Annotated in this window: 13 protein-coding genes, 2 tRNA genes and 1 pseudogene; 10 read left to right on the top strand and 6 right to left on the bottom strand. The window is 61.9% G+C overall.

The features are described 5' to 3' along the window. The first annotated feature begins 3 nt into the window (after positions 1 to 3). From ACWIVK_RS00925 to ACWIVK_RS00935, 3 genes are read left to right on the top strand one after another with little or no spacing between them, the layout of a single operon-like run. Positions 4 to 783, top strand: a complete 780-nt coding sequence (locus tag ACWIVK_RS00925) for a TatD family hydrolase (protein WP_448574656.1) — start codon at positions 4 to 6, stop codon at positions 781 to 783. A gap of 15 nt (positions 784 to 798) precedes the next feature. Then, complete coding sequence (rdgB, locus tag ACWIVK_RS00930) at positions 799 to 1,431, top strand: RdgB/HAM1 family non-canonical purine NTP pyrophosphatase (RefSeq protein WP_448574657.1); 633 nt, start codon at positions 799 to 801, stop codon at positions 1,429 to 1,431. A gap of 21 nt (positions 1,432 to 1,452) precedes the next feature. Then, positions 1,453 to 2,754 (top strand): Mur ligase family protein, encoded by a 1,302-nt coding sequence (locus ACWIVK_RS00935; protein WP_448574658.1) that lies wholly within the window; start codon positions 1,453 to 1,455, stop codon positions 2,752 to 2,754. A 9-nt stretch (positions 2,755 to 2,763) separates the two neighbouring features. Here ACWIVK_RS00935 and ACWIVK_RS00940 read toward each other — a convergent pair whose 3' ends face one another. Both ACWIVK_RS00940 and ACWIVK_RS00945 read right to left on the bottom strand, forming a co-directional pair. Then, entirely contained in the window at positions 2,764 to 6,264 is a 3,501-nt protein-coding gene (locus ACWIVK_RS00940) for a DNA polymerase III subunit alpha (RefSeq protein WP_448574659.1), read from the bottom strand. A gap of 129 nt (positions 6,265 to 6,393) precedes the next feature. Next, a complete protein-coding gene (locus tag ACWIVK_RS00945; protein ID WP_448574660.1) occupies positions 6,394 to 6,873 on the bottom strand; it encodes a helix-turn-helix domain-containing protein in 480 nt (159 codons plus the stop codon). Between the two features lie 299 nt (positions 6,874 to 7,172). Here ACWIVK_RS00945 and ACWIVK_RS00950 point away from each other — a divergent pair, with 299 nt between their 5' ends. The 3 genes from ACWIVK_RS00950 (at position 7,173) to ACWIVK_RS00960 (ending at position 9,336) form a co-directional block, all read left to right on the top strand. Next, the gene (locus tag ACWIVK_RS00950; protein WP_448574661.1) at positions 7,173 to 7,748 is read left to right on the top strand and encodes a cyclodeaminase/cyclohydrolase family protein; all 576 of its coding nucleotides are present in this window, start codon (positions 7,173 to 7,175) and stop codon (positions 7,746 to 7,748) included. Positions 7,749 to 7,829: 81 nt separating this feature from the next. Beyond that, entirely contained in the window at positions 7,830 to 8,696 is an 867-nt protein-coding gene (locus tag ACWIVK_RS00955) for a bifunctional 5,10-methylenetetrahydrofolate dehydrogenase/5,10-methenyltetrahydrofolate cyclohydrolase (protein ID WP_448574662.1), read from the top strand. Positions 8,697 to 9,000: 304 nt separating this feature from the next. Then, positions 9,001 to 9,336 (top strand): hypothetical protein, encoded by a 336-nt coding sequence (locus tag ACWIVK_RS00960; RefSeq protein WP_448574663.1) that lies wholly within the window; start codon positions 9,001 to 9,003, stop codon positions 9,334 to 9,336. Positions 9,337 to 9,376: 40 nt separating this feature from the next. On the opposite strand, the gene ACWIVK_RS00965 is transcribed toward ACWIVK_RS00960, so the two are convergent. The 4 genes and pseudogenes from ACWIVK_RS00965 to alaS form a co-directional block, all read right to left on the bottom strand. Then, the gene (locus ACWIVK_RS00965) at positions 9,377 to 9,664 is read right to left on the bottom strand and encodes a cyclic-di-AMP receptor (protein WP_448574664.1); all 288 of its coding nucleotides are present in this window, start codon (positions 9,662 to 9,664) and stop codon (positions 9,377 to 9,379) included. Positions 9,665 to 9,849: 185 nt separating this feature from the next. Continuing rightward, a pseudogene (ruvX, locus tag ACWIVK_RS00970) lies at positions 9,850 to 10,242 on the bottom strand (Holliday junction resolvase RuvX); the annotation flags it as partial. Between the two features lie 23 nt (positions 10,243 to 10,265). Continuing rightward, a complete protein-coding gene (locus tag ACWIVK_RS00975) occupies positions 10,266 to 11,408 on the bottom strand; it encodes a hypothetical protein (protein ID WP_448574665.1) in 1,143 nt (380 codons plus the stop codon). Between the two features lie 329 nt (positions 11,409 to 11,737). Next, positions 11,738 to 14,374: an alanine--tRNA ligase gene (alaS, locus tag ACWIVK_RS00980; protein ID WP_448574666.1), complete on the bottom strand. Its 2,637-nt coding sequence runs from the start codon at positions 14,372 to 14,374 to the stop codon at positions 11,738 to 11,740. A 524-nt stretch (positions 14,375 to 14,898) separates the two neighbouring features. Here alaS and ACWIVK_RS00985 point away from each other — a divergent pair. The 4 genes from ACWIVK_RS00985 to ACWIVK_RS01000 all read left to right on the top strand — a co-directional run bounded on the left by ACWIVK_RS00985 (position 14,899) and on the right by ACWIVK_RS01000 (position 18,196). Further along, on the top strand, positions 14,899 to 16,623 hold the full coding sequence (locus ACWIVK_RS00985) for a cation:proton antiporter (protein WP_448574667.1): 1,725 nt from the start codon (positions 14,899 to 14,901) through the stop codon (positions 16,621 to 16,623). Positions 16,624 to 17,003: 380 nt separating this feature from the next. After that, positions 17,004 to 17,087: transfer RNA gene (locus tag ACWIVK_RS00990), tRNA-Leu, on the top strand. Between the two features lie 402 nt (positions 17,088 to 17,489). Continuing rightward, positions 17,490 to 17,565, top strand: a tRNA-His gene (locus tag ACWIVK_RS00995). A 439-nt stretch (positions 17,566 to 18,004) separates the two neighbouring features. Next, positions 18,005 to 18,196: a Trm112 family protein gene (locus tag ACWIVK_RS01000; RefSeq protein WP_448574668.1), complete on the top strand. Its 192-nt coding sequence runs from the start codon at positions 18,005 to 18,007 to the stop codon at positions 18,194 to 18,196. Positions 18,197 to 18,202 lie beyond the last annotated feature (6 nt).

Raw genomic sequence — 18,202 nt, forward strand, 5'->3', positions numbered from 1 at the left:
AGAATGATTTTGGTCGATACGCATTGCCATCTCGACCTCCCCGACTTCGACGAAGATCGGCCACTCGTGATCGAGCGGGCTCGCGACGCCGGCGTCCAGGGATTCGTCCTCATCGCCTTCTCGCCGCCCCGTTGGGAGGCAGCACTAGCACTCGCTGAAGCGACACCTGGCATGGTCGTTGCTCTCGGTGTCCACCCGAACGAGACTGACCACTATGACACTCAGGTCGAGCAGCGCCTCCGCCAACTCGCTCGCCACCCGCTGGTCCGAGCCATCGGTGAGATCGGGCTCGATTTCCACTGGAAAACGACCGACGCGCAGACGCAGGTACGCGCCTTTTGCCGACAAATTGCCCTCGCCCGTGAGCTGAACTTGCCGATCGTGTTGCACCAGCGCGAAGCTCTTCAGGAGCTCCTGGCCATTCTGGAGAACGCTGACCCACCGCACTGCGGCGTGATGCACTGCTTCACCGGTGATCCGGCTGCCGCCACGCGATTCCTCGACCTCGGCCTGCACCTCGGAATCGGCGGCATCGTGACGTATCGGAGCGCGCCGGATCTCCGTCGCGCCGTTCAGATTCTTCCGATGGATCGTATGGTGCTGGAGACGGACGCACCCTACCTTGCGCCAGTGCCGTATCGCGGTCGCCGCAACGAACCGGCCTTTCTCCGCGCGACCATGGCGACAATCGCTGAACTTCGCCGACAGACCCACGACGAGATCGCTCGGGCGACAACCCGAAACGCAGTCGAACTGTTCAAGATTCCTCTCTCGATCGAGTGAGCGAGGTTCAGACGCATGCCGACACATCGGATCGTGCTCGCAACGGCCAACCCAGGAAAGATCCGCGAACTGCGCGCTCTTCTCCCGCCCAACGTCGACGTCGTCAGCGCGTCTGAACTCGGTATCCGACTTCCGCCCGAAACCGGCGAAACGTTTGCCGAGAACGCGCTGCTCAAAGCCAGGGTAGCTGCCCGGGACAGCGGCCTCATCGCGCTCGCCGACGATTCCGGACTCGAAGTCGACGCGCTCGGAGGTCGACCCGGCGTTCACTCTGCCCGTTTTGCTGGTGAACAGGCGGACGATGCTCAAAATATCGCTCGGTTGCTGCGTGAACTGCGTGATATCCCCCTTTCCCAACGCACCGCACGCTTCCGTGCAGTCGTCGCGATCGTCGCACCGGATGGTCGAGAAGCCATCGTCGATGGGACGATCGAAGGGTACATTGCCGAAGAGCCTCGCGGCGGTGGCGGTTTCGGATACGATCCCGTCTTCATTCCTCGTGGGCATGACCGGACATTCGCCGAGATGACTCTGCAAGAGAAAAATCGCTCGAGCCACCGTGCTCAGGCTCTCCAGCGCGCCGTACCGATCTTGCTCGACTGGCTCGGCTGTACTGGCCAGGCGGCCGATAATCATGACAGCAGCTGATCGCGACGCTGGGAGTATCTCATGACGAGTCTCGATCAGAACGGGTTGCAAAGTCAGACCAGGTGTCCGCTCTCGCTCGTCGCCATCACTGGTACACGTGGGAAGAGTACCACCGCCTGGCTCCTCTACCGGATGGTTCGGGCGCAGCGGTGGTCGGCTGCTCTTTGGTGTTCCAGTGGCGTCTTCGTCGACGAACGACAGCTGGAAGGAGAACTCCAGCCGTGGACGAGCGTCGTTCGGGCACTCCGTACTGGCGATCTCGATCTGGCGATCCAAGAACTGGAAGCGCCTGTCGTGGCGACTGTCGGGCTCCCTCCGGCGATCTACCGAGCAGGAGCAGTCACCACGCTCTGTGGCAATGACGACAGCTGTCTTCTCGCCCCCGCAACGCGGTACGCTGCACGAGCCCACGAGATCGTCGCGCGGGCCATCCACCCGCACGGTTTCATCGTCCTCAACGCCGATGATCCCGACGTCCTCGCACTCGCCGAGGAAAGTCACGCGCGCGTCATTTTCTTCGCACTGCATCCGGAGAACCCCGTGCTGCGCCGCCAGCGTGATGCTCGGCAGCCAGCTATCTGGTACGACGACGGTGTCATCGTCGCGAACCGAGCATTGTACGACTGCCACGCACAATTCGCATGGGACGCGCAGAAAACGGAAGACGATGCTTTGCCGAATTCATCTGCATTTCTCGAACGAGCGGAGACCCACTCCGAACGTGACGAATTTCCTGTCATCGCTGTTCGCGAGGCTCCAGTCACGCTGGGCGGCGCACTGCTCTTTCAGGTCCAGAATGTGCTTTGCGCAACCGCATTGGCACTCGGACTCGGCGTCTCCGTTCCAGCGATTCAAGCGACCCTGCGCACCTTCCTTCCGACGCACGACCTTCTCCCCGGTTCGTGCAACCTCTTCTTCCTCCGCGACCTGATCGTTCTTCTCGATAGTGCACGGGACCCTTGGACATTACGCACGCTCCTGCGCGGCGTTCGCCAAACCAACCCACGCAAGGTATTCGTGGTGACGCACGGCTTCCCCTGGTTGAGTCGAGAAGATCTCCGCGAAATCGGCCGCATACTGGGCAGAGTCACCGGCATGATCCTTCTCTCGGAACCTATGGGAGACGAGCGATTTGGCGCCTTCCGTGAGGGAGTCGTCGAAAATGTTCTCCCGCCGGTGATCGTTACCCAACCCGATCTCCCTCAGGCTCTCCAGGCAGCGCTCGCGCTGGCTCGCCCCGGCGACCTGTGCCTGGTTCTCGCCAGCGACCCGTGGAGGACAGGAGAGACTATACGACGGATCATCGCTGGGTATGGGACATGAATTGCTTCTTCAAGCCGCCGATGCGAGTTCGACCGTTGTTCGTTCCTCGACCCACACGTTCCCCACACCCAGCGTCGCCTCGACGACCCGAGCGAAGTCCGCACACCAGTCAACGCGAAGCCTACTCGCCAGCACGATCTCGCCTTGCTCGAGGGGGAGATGAACCCGCACTTCGTCATCGCCAGCGAACGTCACGAGCAGATCTCGCAAAGCATGCATTCGTTCGATGTCCTGATCGACGGACGTCGTGATCGGGAGACGAACGTGCACCACCCGGCTCGGTTGGACGAGATTCCGGAGTTCCTCGCGGGGATCAGCCACTGATTCCACCACGAGTTGCAATTCCTCGTTCCGCTCTTCGACACGCGCTTGGAGGAGCACGATCGATTCCTCGGCCAAGGATGCACGAGCTGTCTCGTAGAGGTCAGGGAAGACGACCGCCTCGATGGTACCGGAGCGGTCTTCCAGCTGCAGGACAGCCATGACGCGCCCAGTGCGCGTCGTCAACTTGCGCACCCCACTGATCAACGCGAGTAATTCGACCGTCTGCCCAACCGACTCTTCGTCGAGTTCCGCTATCTGCACGAGTCCGCGTCGTCGCCCGAGCAGGACGAACTCGTCCAGCGGATGGGCACTCAAGTACACACCGAGAAGTTCACGCTCCCACCCGAGCAAGGTCCGGGTCGGTATGTCGGGTGGCTCGATATCTGGACGAGAAAAGCGCAAAGGAGCCACCTGGTCAGGACCCACTGCCGAGAAGAGATCCATCTGGCCCCGCCGCAGAGCTTTCTGGCGTGCCTGTGCCGCCTGGATCGCCTGGTCCAACTGAGCGAGCAAGATCTTGCGGTCACCAAAGCAGTCCAACGCACCACACTTGATCAAGCTCTCGACCGCTCGCCGATTGACGACGCTCCAGTCGATCGCCTCGCAAAAGTGCTCGAACGAGCGGAACACTCGTTCCGGCTGCTCATTGCGGGCAGCTAGAATCGCTTCGACCGCAGCGCCTCCGACGTGCTTGACCATTGCCAGCCCGAATCGGATCGCACGGCTGCCATCCGGCAACTGCTCGACTGTAAAGGTGGCATCGCTGCGATTGATGTCCGGCGGCAGCACCGAAATGCCCAACTTCTGACATTCGGCGAGCGCTGCCGCGATCCGCTTCACGGTTCCGGAAGGATGACTGGGCGCATTCCGCAGGATCGCGGTCATGTACTCTACCGGATAATTGGCTTTGAGGTAGGCTGTCTGATAGGATATGACCGCATAACAGGTGGCGTGCGCCTTGTTGAAGGCGTAGCCGGCAAATGGTTCGATCAGATTGAAGATGCGCTCGGCATCCTCCTCGCTGTACCCTTTTGCTTTGGCTCCAGCAATGAAGCGCTCCCGCTCAGCGCGCATCTTTTCGGGAATCTTCTTTCCCATCGCCTTGCGCATGATGTCGGCTTCACCGAGTGTGTAGCCAGCGAATTTGCGCGCGATGAGGAGCACCTGATCCTGGTAGACGATGACGCCGTACGTCTCGTCGAGAATTTCCGCGAGATCAGGATGCGGGTATTGAATCGGCTCCAATCCGTGCTTGGCCCGGCAGTAACGCGGGATATGTTGCATCGGCCCCGGCCGGTACAGCGCGATCATCGCCGCGAGCTCGGCAACCGAAGTCGGCCGCAGTTCCCGAATGTACCGCCGCATGCCTGCGCTCTCGAGCTGGAACACGCCGAAGGTTTGCCCTTCGGCCAAGAGCTCGAACGTCTTGCGATCGTCCATCGGGATCTGCTTCAGATCGATCGTTTCACCCCGCGTCTCGCGAATCAGCTCGACAGCGTTCGCCAAGATCGTCAAATTGGCCAGCCCCAGGAAATCCATCTTGAGCAGACCGATCTCAGCGACCGTCTCCATCGGGAATTGGGTGGTCGGGAGTGCTCCCTCTTCGGCGCGCGCCGGACGCTGCAGCGGGACATGCTCGACCAAAGGAGACGCCGAGATGACCACCCCCGCCGCGTGCGTGCCAGCGTGCCGAGCGATGCCCTCCAGTTTCCGCGCGTTGTCGATCAATTCGCGCGAACGCAGGTCTGTCTCGTACAGGTGCCGGAGTTCCGGGCTCTCCTCCAGTGCCCGCTCGAGCGTCATGTTCACGCCGCTCGGAATCAATCGCGCGATCCGATCGACTTCCGCATGCGGCCATCCCATCGCTCGGCCGACATCGCGGATCGCGGCCTTCGCCCCCATCGTTCCGAAGGTGATGATTTGCGCGACGTGCTCCGCACCGTATTTGCGGGCGACATACTCGATCACCTCGTGTCGCCGGTCATCCGCGAAATCCATGTCGATATCCGGCATCTCCCGGCGCTCTGGGTTGAGAAATCGCTCGAATACCAAGCGATTGGCGAGTGGATCGACATCGGTGATACCGAGAGCGTAGAGCACGATGCTCGCGGCTGCACTACCCCGCACTCCGTAGAGAATGCCCCGCTGGCGAGCGAACTCCGCGAAGTCTCGCACGATCAACATGTAGCTCGAAAATCCGGTCTGTCGGATGACGTCTAGCTCGTACTCCAGTCGACGACGAACCTCATCGGTTAACGCAGGATACCGCTGGCGAATCCCCTCCCAGCACAGTGCGGCGAGATACTCGTCAGCAGTCATCCCCGCTGGAATGCCAGGGTCAGGGAGATGGAGACGACCAAATTCGAGTTCGACCTCGCAACGCTCGGCAATGCGGATCGTATTGATGAGCGCTTCGGGAATCTCGTCCCCGAACAAGCGCCACATCTCCTCGGCACTCTTGAAGTAAAGCTGGTCGGACTGGACCCGCATCCGCTTGGGATCGTCGAGCGTCGAGTTGGTTTGGATGCAGATCAGCAAATCCTGGACGCTCGCATCCTCCTGGCGGAGATAATGGACATCGTTGGTCACTACCAAGGGAAGATCCAGTTCACGAGCCAGTGTCACCAGTTCCCTATTCACGCGACGCTGTTCTGGCAAGCCATGATCCTGTAGTTCGATGTAAAAATGATCCGGCCCGAACAACTCGCGAAGGCGGATTCCCCACTCCCGCGCCGCCTCGTGATTCCCATTCAGGAAGTTGTTCGCGATCGGTCCCCCGAGGCACGCCGAGGTTGCGATCAGCCCTTCGGCATGTTCCGCCAGCATGGCCATGTCGATGCGCGGTTTGTAATAGAACCCCTCCAGGCTCGCTCGCGTGGCCAGTTTCAGCAAATTCTTGTAGCCGCGCTCGTTCTCCGCGAGCAGCAAGAGGTGGTAGATCGTCTTGTCCCGGTCGTGAACCGAACGTGGCGCGAGATACGCTTCCATCCCGATGATGGGATGAAGCCCCTCGGCTCGGGCGGCCTTGTACCAATCGATGATCCCATAGAGCACCCCATGATCGGATATCGCCAGGTGCTCCATACCCAGTTCGCGAGCACGCCCTACGTACTCCGGTATCCGACCCAGACCGTCGAGTAGCGAGAATTCCGTATGCAGATGGAGATGAGCGTACGGCCGCGCCACGCTAGCCTCCTCGTACCCGGTCAGAGACGCCTAGCGATCGATCCTGGGCCTGACCATCGATCACGACTCCCGCTTCCTGTTCCAAGCGTACAAGAACAGAAGAGATGCGCCAGATCCCCGCATCGAGGCTCACAAAACTCCGTGTGAAGCAGCCCGCCCTGGCCAGCGCGGGGTCCAACCCGTACCACTCGGAATCTCGTCTTCGCTCTCGCCGATGGAACCGATACCAACGAGTGCCCGCTTTACCTGCCGGACCACGAGCGCGAGCAACTGGCGGAGGTCCTCGCGAATCTGCTCTGGAACGTCCGTGCGCTGGAGAAGCTCGACGACTTCCCCGAGCACCGGCTCACTACCGAACAGATGCTCGGTCTGTTCCGGTAGGAAACCAGCAGCAGCCAGCAGGCTGTCCCGGTCGGCCGGCCCGAGTTCGAGCGCCTCCGCCAGACGCATGATCGCCTCCCGAGTCGGCGCCCGACGCCCACTCTCCAGACGCGACACGTAACTGTGATCGAAGCCGGCTCGCTGTGCCAGCCGACTCTGCGAGAGCTTGGCCGATTCCCGATAGCGGCGCAAGAGTTGGCCGAAGAACGCCACCGGCTCTTTCTCCATCGCTTGCCCCCTTAGCTTCCGCCCGGAGCGAATTCGCTCGCGGCGAACAGTGCCCGATCGACACCCCCATCCTACCCAACCCGTGCCCATCCGTCAACCCCTTTCCACCTCGTCCACACTCTTGTGCCTTATTGACACAACACGGAAAGCGGGTCAGGCATGGCGACAGCAACACGACAGCTCAGTGACAGTGACTTCATGGCTATACTCGCACTGCGAGCATCGAGACACTCGCGTCCACGCTGCTTCGATGCTCACGTTTGCGATCGATAAGTAAACGTGGAGAAGGGAGTCGGGTAGTGCTGGATCGAGAGGGGTCGATCGCTGACTGGACCGTCAGCCAGTTGGTGGAGCGCATGCGTCGTCCACGCTATCGTTGCGGGGGTGGGGTTGCCGCATGCTTGTCCATCGCTCAAGCAGCTGCTCTCACCGATCTCGTCCGCCGTGCCGCCAAGCAACAGCTTCCCCGCGAAGTTGCCGATACGCTCGCTGAGGATCTCGAACGGATCGCTGTGAGCGCACTCGCTCAAGCCGAGCGTGACCGAGAAGCGCTCGACGGATTGTTGCGCACGCTTCGCCTGGATCAGGGATCGCCATCGGCTGCCGTCGCTGCGGAACGAGCCAGCGCAGTTCCGCTCGAGACAGCCGATTTGGGGCTCGCACTCGCAGCGCTCATCCGATCCGTGCTGCCGCATACCCCACCCTTTGCGGCATCCGATCTGGAAGCAGCACAAGCCCTCTGCCGAGCGGGGATCGAGGCAGCGCTCGCGATGGCACGCGCCAACCTGCCACTCCTCTCTCCGGAACGAGCGGAAGTCCTCCAACGCGAAATCTTCCAGCGCCGAGGGCGCCTCTCGGAGCACGCTCAGGCCTGACGATCATGCGGACACGGCGCTGCACGAACGACCGAGCGTCCTCATGAACAGGGTTCTGTCACGCGGAAAGGATGGAGAGCGATGGCCGCTCGCATACTGTCCGGAAAATCAGTCGCCGAGTCGCTGCACACGCGCATCCAGCAAGTGCTCGCACGGCGAGCCCCAGATCACAAACCACCCACGCTCACCGCTTTGCTCCCCAACGATCCATCCGCTCAAGCCTATGCGCGGGCTATTCGCAAGCAATTTTCCACGCTGCACTTGGGCTATCAGGCCATTCGACTGGAAGATACGCTGGATGAATCTGAATTCCAGATTATCCTCAAGCGACTCGCCGAGGACGAATCCGTCACCGGCATCCTCGCGTTGCAGCCGCTCCCTAAAGGTGTCTCGCGGGGATCGCTCGCACGACTGATGCCGCCCACCAAGGACGTCGACGGCGTGTCGTTCGAGCAGCAAGGTCGGCTGGCGATCGGCAGTCCTTGGATCGCGCCGAGCACCCCTCTTGGAGGACTCATCCTCCTCCAGCACTACGGCATCGAAGTGGCAGGCCGCCATGCTGTCGTCATCGGTCGCAGTCCCGTCGTCGGTCGCCCGCTCGCCCTCTTGCTTCTGGCCCGCGACGCGACCGTGACCATTTGTCATAGCCGTACGCCTGATCTCGCCAGGCTCACGCGGCAGGCCGATCTCCTCTTCGTCGCTGCCGGCCATCCCCATCTCGTCAAGCCAGACATGGTCGCGCCAGGAGCCGTGGTTGTCGACTTCGGCGTCTCGGTGCGCGACGGTCGTCTCATCGGTGATGTCGATCCAGCCGTCGCCGAAGTTGCCAGCGCTCTTACCCCCGTCCCTGGCGGCACCGGTCCAGTCACCACCGCCGTACTCGCCCTCAACCTTCTCCGATTAGCTGGTCTTCTCGAGGAACACGATTTCCTCCCAGCTGCTCCTTGAGCGGAAACACGGAGCGGGGGCGAACCTGCTGGCCCCCGCCAACGTTCCTTGACACTCTGCCGCCGGTCGCGACCGACTTCGTCCCGGAGCGCCACTCCGCCACGCTCCTCATCACCGCTTGTCGAAGATGTCTCCGGCTTCTCCGTCAGGGTTCGCCATGAATCGATAACCTCGCGCGCTACGCGCCTGGACACTACAGCAGCCCCTCGGTACGCTCGAATCGGACGCTACCGATCACCGCTCGCACGATACCGGTAGCGGTCGATCGGCTCACTCCAAAGAGTGCGGAAAGGGTCGCTGGCCGATGGAGACGCTCACTGCAGAATGGTTGCGGGCGCTTCTAATCTGGCTGCCAGCCGGAACGCTCGGTCCCTATTTTGTCAGTCGCTGGCGCGGCGCTGATCCTCGTTTGGCCATCATCGAAGCGGGAATCTTCGCGTTGAGTGGCCTACTGCTCTATCCGACTTTGCTCGGACTCCTGAGCGCCCGATTCATCGACTGGCGACGCGACACGGTCCCAGTCGAAAGTCTGTTCGTCGCCGGCTTTCTCCTCGCCGGACTGACCATCGTACTCATCCGACGCGCAACGCATCGTATCCAACGCGGCTCCAGCATGCGCCGCTGGACCACGTTCCGCTGAGCACCGGTACTGGGATCAGCGCTGAACCACTCCGTGCGCCTCAGAGGCGCTGGTAATCTTCGAGGGGAATCACGAAAACAGTCGCCGCGGCACTCTCGACCGCGCCGCGAGCGCTGTCCTGGCGAATCCGGGTGCGAGCTCTCGCCCGAATGATTTCCAACACGGTCTCCACGTCGTGGTCTTCGACACCGATCAGGAGTGTCGTATTGCCACGACGCAAGAATCCACCGGTACTGGCGAGGCGGGTAGCCCGAAACTGGCGCTCGAGCAGCGACTCGACGATGCTGTCAGCATCTTCGTTCTGTACCACTGCGATCACCAGCTTCATCGTCTTCGATCCCACTCCTCCGCCCACCAGTCGAACGCAGTATAGCGATGCAGCGATTCTCCTGCAATGCTCGGAAGTGTCCGACCGAGAATGAGGGAAAGCTCTCAGATCGTCCTCTCTGAAGCGCTTCCCGAGGAGTCACACGATCGGCCTCGCTTCGGTGCACCGTGCCGACCACGCTGGCTGCGATGAGCATCTAAATAACTCTGGAGTAGGAGAGCAGCGGCGACGGCGTCCACGAGTTCCCGACGACGTTTCCGACCGACACCCGCGTCAGTCAATAAACGCTCCGCTGCCGAACTGGTCAGTCGCTCATCCCAAAAGACGATGGGGCGGTCGATACGCTCCGCTAACCGAGCGGCAAACGCCTTCGTCTCGACTGCCTGACTGCCCTCACGACCTCGCATCGTCACCGGCAACCCGACGACGATCAGCACCGGGTCATACCGACTGATCAACTCCACCAGCCGATCGAGGCCATCACGATCCAAATCGATGGTCACCAGCGGACTGGCGATCATCCCCATTTCGTCGCTGATCGCCACGCCGACCCGCCGCTCCCCCACGTCCAATCCCATCGTCCGGCCCGGCCGTTCTTCACTCACTGACCGACCACCTCGATCCGCGAGGCTCGATCGGGAAGACGCTTGGGCCACCAGCCCGGACGAATCTCGATCTCCACGTCAGCCACCCCCGCAATTGCCTGCGCCTTTCGCCTCGCCTGATCGAGCGAATGGCCCGCTACTTCTCGCCGTAACCGCTCGAGATCTGCGCTGGCCGGCACGAGCCGTACCTGCGCGGTTGCACGGACGCGCCAGCGGTTCGCACCGATCGTCTCTGGATCTCCGAAGGTGAGCGTGTTTCCGATCAACACGACATTGATTCCAGTCGCCTGAGCCAGGCGCTTGGCTGCTTCTTCTTGCGCTGCACGGTGCACGGCCGCCGGATCGTAGACCCGCGCGGTGACGACGAGCTTGCCCGTTCCAGCTAGGTTCTCGCTCTCGTCACCAACCTTCTGATCGATCTGAATCTCGGGACTCCCGGTGCGCAGCGTCCCCTCCACCAACGTCTCACCCGGAAGCAGTGCAGCTTGGAGTGCCGAAGGAACACGCTCGGCGAGTGACTGCTCGAGCTGCTTCCGCAGCGAGGCCATATCGTCTTCCGTCACGAACCGGACTGTCCGCAGCGATCCTCCAGTCAAAGGCTCGATGTTCCGGTACAGCACTCCTTCACCGAGTTGACCGGTCACTGTTCCGATGACAGCATTCCCCTCCGGTCCAGGAACATCGGCAACGACGAGCCCATCAGCTACCCCGAAGGCCTGGCTCCCGAAGGGATCGGCAGCAGGGACGATGACGTCCTCCGCAAGGTGATACGCGACTCCGTTCGTCCCGGTCAACCGCGTGCCAGCGCTGACCTGCACCGGTTGCAACGATGCATTGACGAACCGAACCCGCCCGCGTGCCGTACCGTCCGGCACCTGCTTTTCTCCAGTGGTCGCGCGCTCCGCTCTCACCTCGATGGGAACCGACACCAGTCGACTCGGTGCCACCCAATCGACCGCGCTCGAAGGCTCGAGCGCATAGGTCATCGTCACCTCGCGCTGCTCGATCGCTGGCGTGATCCGGATCGTCGCCGCTGGTACCAATGCTGCCGTCAGACCGACGACAGCGACCAGAGCAGCAACAACGAGCAACCCGGCAAACGCCCATGTCAGACGCGACCCGGTGCTGCCTCCGTCCATCCGCCGGCCGCGAGGCCGTCCTTCGACTGCCTTCTCGGTCGGAGCAAGCACCCCAGTGGCCAGCCGCGCACCCGACGCCGAGACGGCTCTCCCCCGCCCTCCCAACGATCCGACGTATGCCGGACCGGGTCCAGCGGGTTGATGCGTGCCGAGTTCCGCGGTCCCGTCAAAAACCTCGCTCGTGCGCCTATTCCCTGTTCCAGGGGCTCCTGTGGCCAGTAGATTACTCCGCTCGCGCGGTCGCTCGGTCGGTCGCCACACCACTGCACCTCCTCATCCGCCCTGTTTTCGATTCCACGCGGCGGGCGACCGACCACTCGAACAGCAGATCAACCCGTGCTGTTCCGAAGTTGTCGCTCGACCTCACCCCGAGCCGCCGCCAAGGCCTCGTCGAGCCGAGACACATCTGAACCGCCCCCTTGAGCGATATCCGGTCGACCGCCACCGCGGCCTCCCAGCAACGGAGTCACTGCCTGGACGACCCGTCCTGCATGCACTCCCCGCTGCACCGCATCCGGGGTCGCCATCGCGAGTATCGTCGGGCGGTTCTCGATCGCCGTACCCAGGATGACGACACCGGAACCGATCGCATCGCGCAAGCGATCGCCGACGCGTCGCAACACGTCCAGCGAAGGAACTTCGATCCGCGCACTGACGACCCGGAAGCCGTCGATCCGACCCGCACGCTCGACCAGCGGAGCCAATCGTGCTGCGGCCAAATCAGCAGCGAGCCGCTCGATTTCGCGCTGCTGCTCGCGGACTTGCTGCTGTAGTCGCTCGATCGCGTCTGGAACCTGTTCTGCAGCCACATGGAGACGCCGGGCTGCCTCTTCCGCGACATCGATCAGCGCGCGGGCGAGTCGCGCTGCCGCAAGACCTGTCACCGCCTCGATCCGGCGGATACCACTGGCCACACTCGTCTCGTCGGTAATCAGGAATGTGCCGATCTCTCCAGTGTGGGAAACATGTGTCCCGCCACACAGCTCCTTGCTGAAGCCGTCGATCGAAACCACGCGAACGGTATCCCCGTACTTCTCGCCGAACAGTGCGATCGCTCCCTCCGCTAAAGCCTCACGTAATGGAAGGTAACGCACCTCGACCGGCAGATCACGCACGATCTGCTCGTTCACCAACTCTTCGATCCGATGCAACTGCTCAGGGCCAACCGCTTCATGGTGGGAAAAGTCGAAGCGCAAGCGATCGGGCGCGACCAACGAACCAGCCTGGACTGCATGCTCGCCGAGTACCCGACGCAGCGCGGCATGCAGCAGGTGCGTCGCCGTGTGGTTGCGGCGGACAGCGGCTCGTCGCTCTGCGTCCACGATCGCCCGCACCGACTGGCCGACACGGATATAGCCTTCTCGCACACGACCTCGATGCACGATCAATTCGGGAGTCGGTCGTTGCGTATCCTCCACGATAACGATTCCCGTTTCGGCAACCATCTCTCCCGTATCACCGACCTGGCCACCCGCTTCCCCGTAGAAGGGTGTTCGATCGAGAATCAGCTCGATCTCCTCTCCCGCCTCGGCTTCCTGTCGCAACTCGCTCAAACCGAGAACGCCGACGATGGTCGCCGTCGTTTCCAGGTGGTCATAGCCGACGAACTCCGTGGGGCGCTCCGAGAATCGGGCATACAACTCGGCTCTTTGCCGCTGCGTATCGGCGAAACGCCCCACACTGGCCCGGCTCAGCTCTCGTTGCCGCTCCAAGGCTCGCTCGAACCCCGCCCGATCGACAGTAAAGCCGGACTCGCGCGCCAATTCCTCGGTCAGTTCCAACGGAAAACCATATGTATCATAAAGACGGAAGGCCTCATCACCGGGTAGCACCTGCTCACCGCTCCGTTGAAGCTGATCCAAAAGCGCTTCGAAACGCGAGAGACCAGCCGCAAGCGTACGCTGGAAGTGCTCCTCCTCGTGACGAATGACACGGTGTATACGCTCTCGTTGCTCGCTTAAGTTCGGATAGTAGGGAGAAAAGAGCTCGATGACGACATCGACCAGTTGGCTGAGGAACGGTCGTTCGATCCCCAGGAGCCGCCCATGCCGAACCGCACGCCGCAACACACGGCGCAGCACATACCCGCGCCCTTCGTTGCTGGGAAATACTCCATCTCCGACCAAGAACGTGACGCCGCGCGCATGATCGGCAATAACGCGGAGCGAGCGGTCGACACGCGCCTGTTCTTTATAGCGAACACCAGCAATGGTCGCTGCTTCACTCAAGATCGGGTAAAAGAGATCGGTCTCGAAAACCGATCCGACCCCCTGCATGATCAACGAGATCCGTTCCAGTCCCATCCCGGTGTCGATGTTCTTACGCGGAAGAGGGCGCTGCGTCCCGTCCGGCTCCTTATAGAACTCCATGAAGACGAGATTCCAGGTCTCCAGAAAGCGCCCACAGTCGCACCCTGGACCGCACTCTGGACGCCCACAGCCATACTCCATACCCCGATCGTAATGGATCTCGGAGTCCGGTCCGTTCGGTCCCGTCGTTCCCACCGGCCCCCACCAATTGTCTTCCAGCTTGAAGATCCGCTCAGGTGGCACACCGATCCGGTCTCGCCAATACTGGTAAGAGAAGTCATCATCCGGATGCACCGTCGGATACCAGCGTTCGGCTGGAACGCCGAGCCACTTGGTCAGGAATTCCCAAGCCCAGCTGATCGCTTCCGCCTTGAAGTAGTCACCGATCGAAAAGTTTCCCAGCATCTCGAAGAAGGTGAGATGGCTTTCGTCTCCTACCTCATCGATATCGACGGTGCGGAAACACTTCTGGATCGACGTCAGTCGCGTATGCGGCGGTCGCTCCAAACCCAGGAAATAGGGCACCATCTGCTGCATACCGGCTGTCGTCAACAAGACGGTAGGATCCGACGGAATCAACGACGAACTCGGCACCTGAACATGGCCACGCTCGGCAAAGAATTCGATGAATGCTCGACGGATCTCGCTGCTCTGCATCGCTCTCGATCTCCCTGCTCTCCGGCTGGTAGTCGTTTCCGAGCACGAACGATTACTGGCGAACTCATCCGCGTCCCGATTCTACCGGAGAGCAACATAGGCCTCCATGGCCACAACGCGGTGTACGTACACTAGTATGGAGCGCGGTCACGCTGGCGTCAAGGAGCGACTCCTGGTGCGCTGCCAGGCCTCAACACGACCGACGAGCACCGGCGGCATGGGCTCTCACGTCGACGGTGCTCCGCACGCTTTTACGTGGCATGTGCCGATCGTGCGGCGTGACCGCTTCGACAGCGAGTGCGATCGGAAACAGCTGTCGAGCCGCCAGCGGAAACGCTCGTCTCGACCGTCCCAGTATCTCGCCTCGAGAACAGTCGCCTTGCCGATTCTCCTCGTTCGTGACACCGTGCCCCGGTACCCTAGCGCCCCGAGGCGAAACTGTAGTACGATGCCGTTTTGCGCACTCGAGATGAGGCGCGCTGACGATCAGAGCGCCCGGACGGGGGAGTGAACAGGCAAAACGCGTGGAACGCGAAGTCATTTTCTTCGTCTTTTTGATCGTCGTCGCCGCAGCCGTCCTGTTCGGTCTGGTGTTCGCCCGGCTGCGGCAGCCCGTCATCATGGGCTACCTCGTCGCTGGACTCTTGCTCGGTCGCCTTCTGAAGGGCCAGCACATCGATCCGGCGATCATGCAAGCCTTCGCTGACTTCGGTGTAAGTTTTCTCATGTTCTCGCTCGGCGTCCATTTTTCTTTTCGTGAGTTGATCGAGTTACGTCGTATCGTCGTTCGTGGGGGACTACTGCAGATCGGCCTCACGCTGATCGTTGCATTCCTCATCTTTCGCGCATTGGGCCTCACCACCGCACAAGCGTTCGTGCTCGCTGAACTCTCAGCGATCTCCAGTTCGGTGATCGGTTTCACCCTCATGGAACTACGTGGCACCTTGAACCAACCAGCCGCACGCCCGACCGCCGCGATCTTGCTCGCGCAAGACATCGCAGTGGTGCCGTTGGTCGCGATCATTCCCGCGCTCGTCGGTTCCGATCCGGTGGACGTCGTCCTCAGCCTCGGGAAATCGATCGCGCTCGCCGTCGTCGCGCTGCTGACGATCGCGGTCCTCGGAGTACGTATCGTCCCCTGGTTGCTGTTTCAGATCGCACGTGTCGGCAGTCGGGAACTTTTCCTCCTAGCGGTCGTCCTTCTGGCTATCGGCACGGCATTGGGGAGCGAATGGGCCGGCCTCTCGTTCGCTCTCGGAGCTTTTCTGGCCGGCATCGTCGTATCCGAATCCGAGTTTTCCTATCAAGTTCTCGGTGGAATTCTGCCGCTCCGTGATGTCTTCGGGGTCATGTTCTTCGCCGCACTCGGCCTTCTCGCGGACCCGATTGCACTCTTCCAGTCCTGGCCAATCGCGTTCGCCATCTTGATCGTCGTGACCGTGATCAAGGGGTTCCTGGCGGCAGCGGTGGTCGCGTTCTTGGGTTACTCACCGACCGTCGCTCTCCGCTCGGGAGCCTTTCTCGCGCAGATCGGTGAATTCTCGTTCGTGCTCGGTCTGCTCGGGTTGCGGGTCGGTATTCTGGACCACACCATCTACAACGCGATGATCGGTGCTGCAATCGGCTCGCTCCTGCTCAATACGCTTCTCTTGACGCTGACGGAGCGAGCACGTTGGTTGCTCGAGCCGCCGCTCCGCTTGGTCGGTCGCCCGACAGCGCTCCATGAGATCGATTTCAGTGCTTCCTCGAGTCCGCCGCTGCGCGGTCATGTCGTGATCGCCGGTTACGGCCGCTCTGGCCGCGAAGTGGGGCGAGTGCTCCAACGCCGACGCTTTCGCTTCGTGGTGATCGATCGCGATCCCGTCTTGGTGCGCGACTTGCGTCGCCTGGGGATCCAGGCGATCTATGGTGACGTCGCGAACGAGCAGGTCCTCTTGGCGGCGCACATCACGACCGCGCGCGTCTTCGTCGTTGCTGTCCCCGATGCCTTTGCTGCCGAAGCTGCTGTGCGGCTCGCCCGGACACTCAATCCAACCCTCGACATCATCGCGCGAGCCGACCGGCGAGCCTTCGTGGCGCGCTTGGTCGAGGCTGGGGCCACCGAAGTCGTGCACCCCAGTTTCGAAGCTGGTCTAGAAATGGTTCGTCACACTTTGCACCGCTTCGGGATGAGCATGCAAGAGATTCAGGCCATCGTGTCAGCGCGCCGGATCGACTATTACGAGGAGCAAGGGCATTTGACCGAGTGAGCGGCCAACGACCACGTGCCTGCCTGGTGGAGCACGGAACCATCGGCTCCTCTCGCGCTGCCTGGTGAGATGGCTCTCGTGCGAGACAACCAGCTCTCGAGTCCCTTTCGAGTAGCCGATCCAGTGAACGGCTCGCTCGGCGCTCGGCTCTCCTGTACCATGCCGAACCGTAAGACCTTGAATCAGACAAGCGATGCGCCTGCCCGCCAACTGAATAGTGAGGCAATCTCGAGACGACTGTCGCACGAGGCTCGTGGCCGATGCCACGAGCGGCCCGTGCAGGGAAGAGGCGTTAGGCTCGCGGTACCGGCTGGAAACCCTTGCGAGTGCGACCCGCGTGATGCTATATTATGAGCTGTGAGCGGGCAACCGCTCGACGGGCCGAAGTGGCGGAACTGGCAGACGCGCTACGTTCAGGGCGTAGTGGGGGTAACCCCGTGGGAGTTCAAATCTCCCCTTCGGCACCGCCGGTCCGGGAACGCCTGCGTTCCCGTGAGCGATGCCGGGCAGGGCGGTCGCTGGTGCGGTGAGCACCAGAGGAAAGTCCGAGCTGCATAGAGCGGGGTGCCTGGGGTCAACCCAGGGCAGCGGAGACCGGCGCCGCTGACAGTCCAGATCGGCACGCTGGATGACCCAGCGTGAGAGCAACAGAGACGATGACCGGGGTCGTCCCGGGGTGAAAAGGGCAATCCTCCCTGCAGCAATCTCCGATCGGGCCGCTAGCAGGTTGCTCGCCGAGGCCCGAGGATGAGAGCAGTCGCGGAGGTGACGAAGCGACCGTCCGTGCACGACACGGGCGAGAGAGATGACCGCCTAGAACAGAACTCGGCTTACTCGCTCGGCATTGCTCGCCTTTTTCTCATATGGTGCCTCTAGCTCAATTGGCAGAGCGCTGGACTGTGGATCCAGTGGTTACGGGTTCGAGCCCCGTGAGGCACCCCAGCGCTCCGGTCTCGTACCGGAGCGCTTGTTCTTTCGTGTGAGACATGCTCACCGACCAGCACAGTAGCTCCAGGCCGGGTCTCCCATCTCTCCTCGCTTCTCGAACGGGAAGCCGTCTCGGGCGAACCACCGTATACACTCGCTTACTGGTCCGCCCGTGATTCGTCTCGACCGGAGCGTTGCCAGCCGCCGCAACCGAGCCTGCAACGACCGAGAGCTGTCCACCTTCCACCAGCAGGATCGTCTCACCAGCTGCCGAGCCTGAGCCAGTTCACTAGCCTCGGTCCCACCCAAAAGTGCCCGCCTGACCACTCCCGAAGAAGCTACCGCGCCAGTAGGCCGCACGACGTGCGAAGCGTCCGCGAACACTCATTGCCGCCGGCTTCTTCCTCAACGGCCTGGTAAGATGCATGTCAGCAACACGAACGGAGCAGAGCACATGGCCGAGACGCAACCGATCATCGACCCGGAACTGCTCGCGATCCTCGCCTGCCCGGCCTGTCATGGTGAACTCGTCCTGGCCAACGACCGTTTGATCTGTCGCACCTGCCAGCGCCGCTATCCGATCGAAGACGGCATTCCTATCCTTCTCGTTGAGGAAGCGGAATTGCCAGAGGCACCTGGCACTTGAGACGAA

The organism is Thermomicrobium sp. (genome assembly GCF_053493975.1).

Excerpts from the sequence above, each read along its gene's own strand:
- ACWIVK_RS00925 (WP_448574656.1), top strand. The coding sequence starts at position 4 with ATGATTTTGGTCGATACGCATTGCCATCTCGACCTCCCCGACTTCGAC.
- rdgB (WP_448574657.1), top strand. The coding sequence starts at position 799 with ATGCCGACACATCGGATCGTGCTCGCAACGGCCAACCCAGGAAAGATC.
- ACWIVK_RS00935 (WP_448574658.1), top strand. The coding sequence starts at position 1,453 with ATGACGAGTCTCGATCAGAACGGGTTGCAAAGTCAGACCAGGTGTCCG.
- ACWIVK_RS00945 (WP_448574660.1), bottom strand. The coding sequence starts at position 6,873 with ATGGAGAAAGAGCCGGTGGCGTTCTTCGGCCAACTCTTGCGCCGCTAT.
- ACWIVK_RS00955 (WP_448574662.1), top strand. The coding sequence starts at position 7,830 with ATGGCCGCTCGCATACTGTCCGGAAAATCAGTCGCCGAGTCGCTGCAC.
- ACWIVK_RS00960 (WP_448574663.1), top strand. The coding sequence starts at position 9,001 with ATGGAGACGCTCACTGCAGAATGGTTGCGGGCGCTTCTAATCTGGCTG.
- ACWIVK_RS00965 (WP_448574664.1), bottom strand. The coding sequence starts at position 9,664 with ATGAAGCTGGTGATCGCAGTGGTACAGAACGAAGATGCTGACAGCATC.
- ACWIVK_RS00975 (WP_448574665.1), bottom strand. The coding sequence starts at position 11,408 with ATGGACGGAGGCAGCACCGGGTCGCGTCTGACATGGGCGTTTGCCGGG.
- alaS (WP_448574666.1), bottom strand. The coding sequence starts at position 14,374 with ATGCAGAGCAGCGAGATCCGTCGAGCATTCATCGAATTCTTTGCCGAG.
- ACWIVK_RS01000 (WP_448574668.1), top strand. The coding sequence starts at position 18,005 with ATGGCCGAGACGCAACCGATCATCGACCCGGAACTGCTCGCGATCCTC.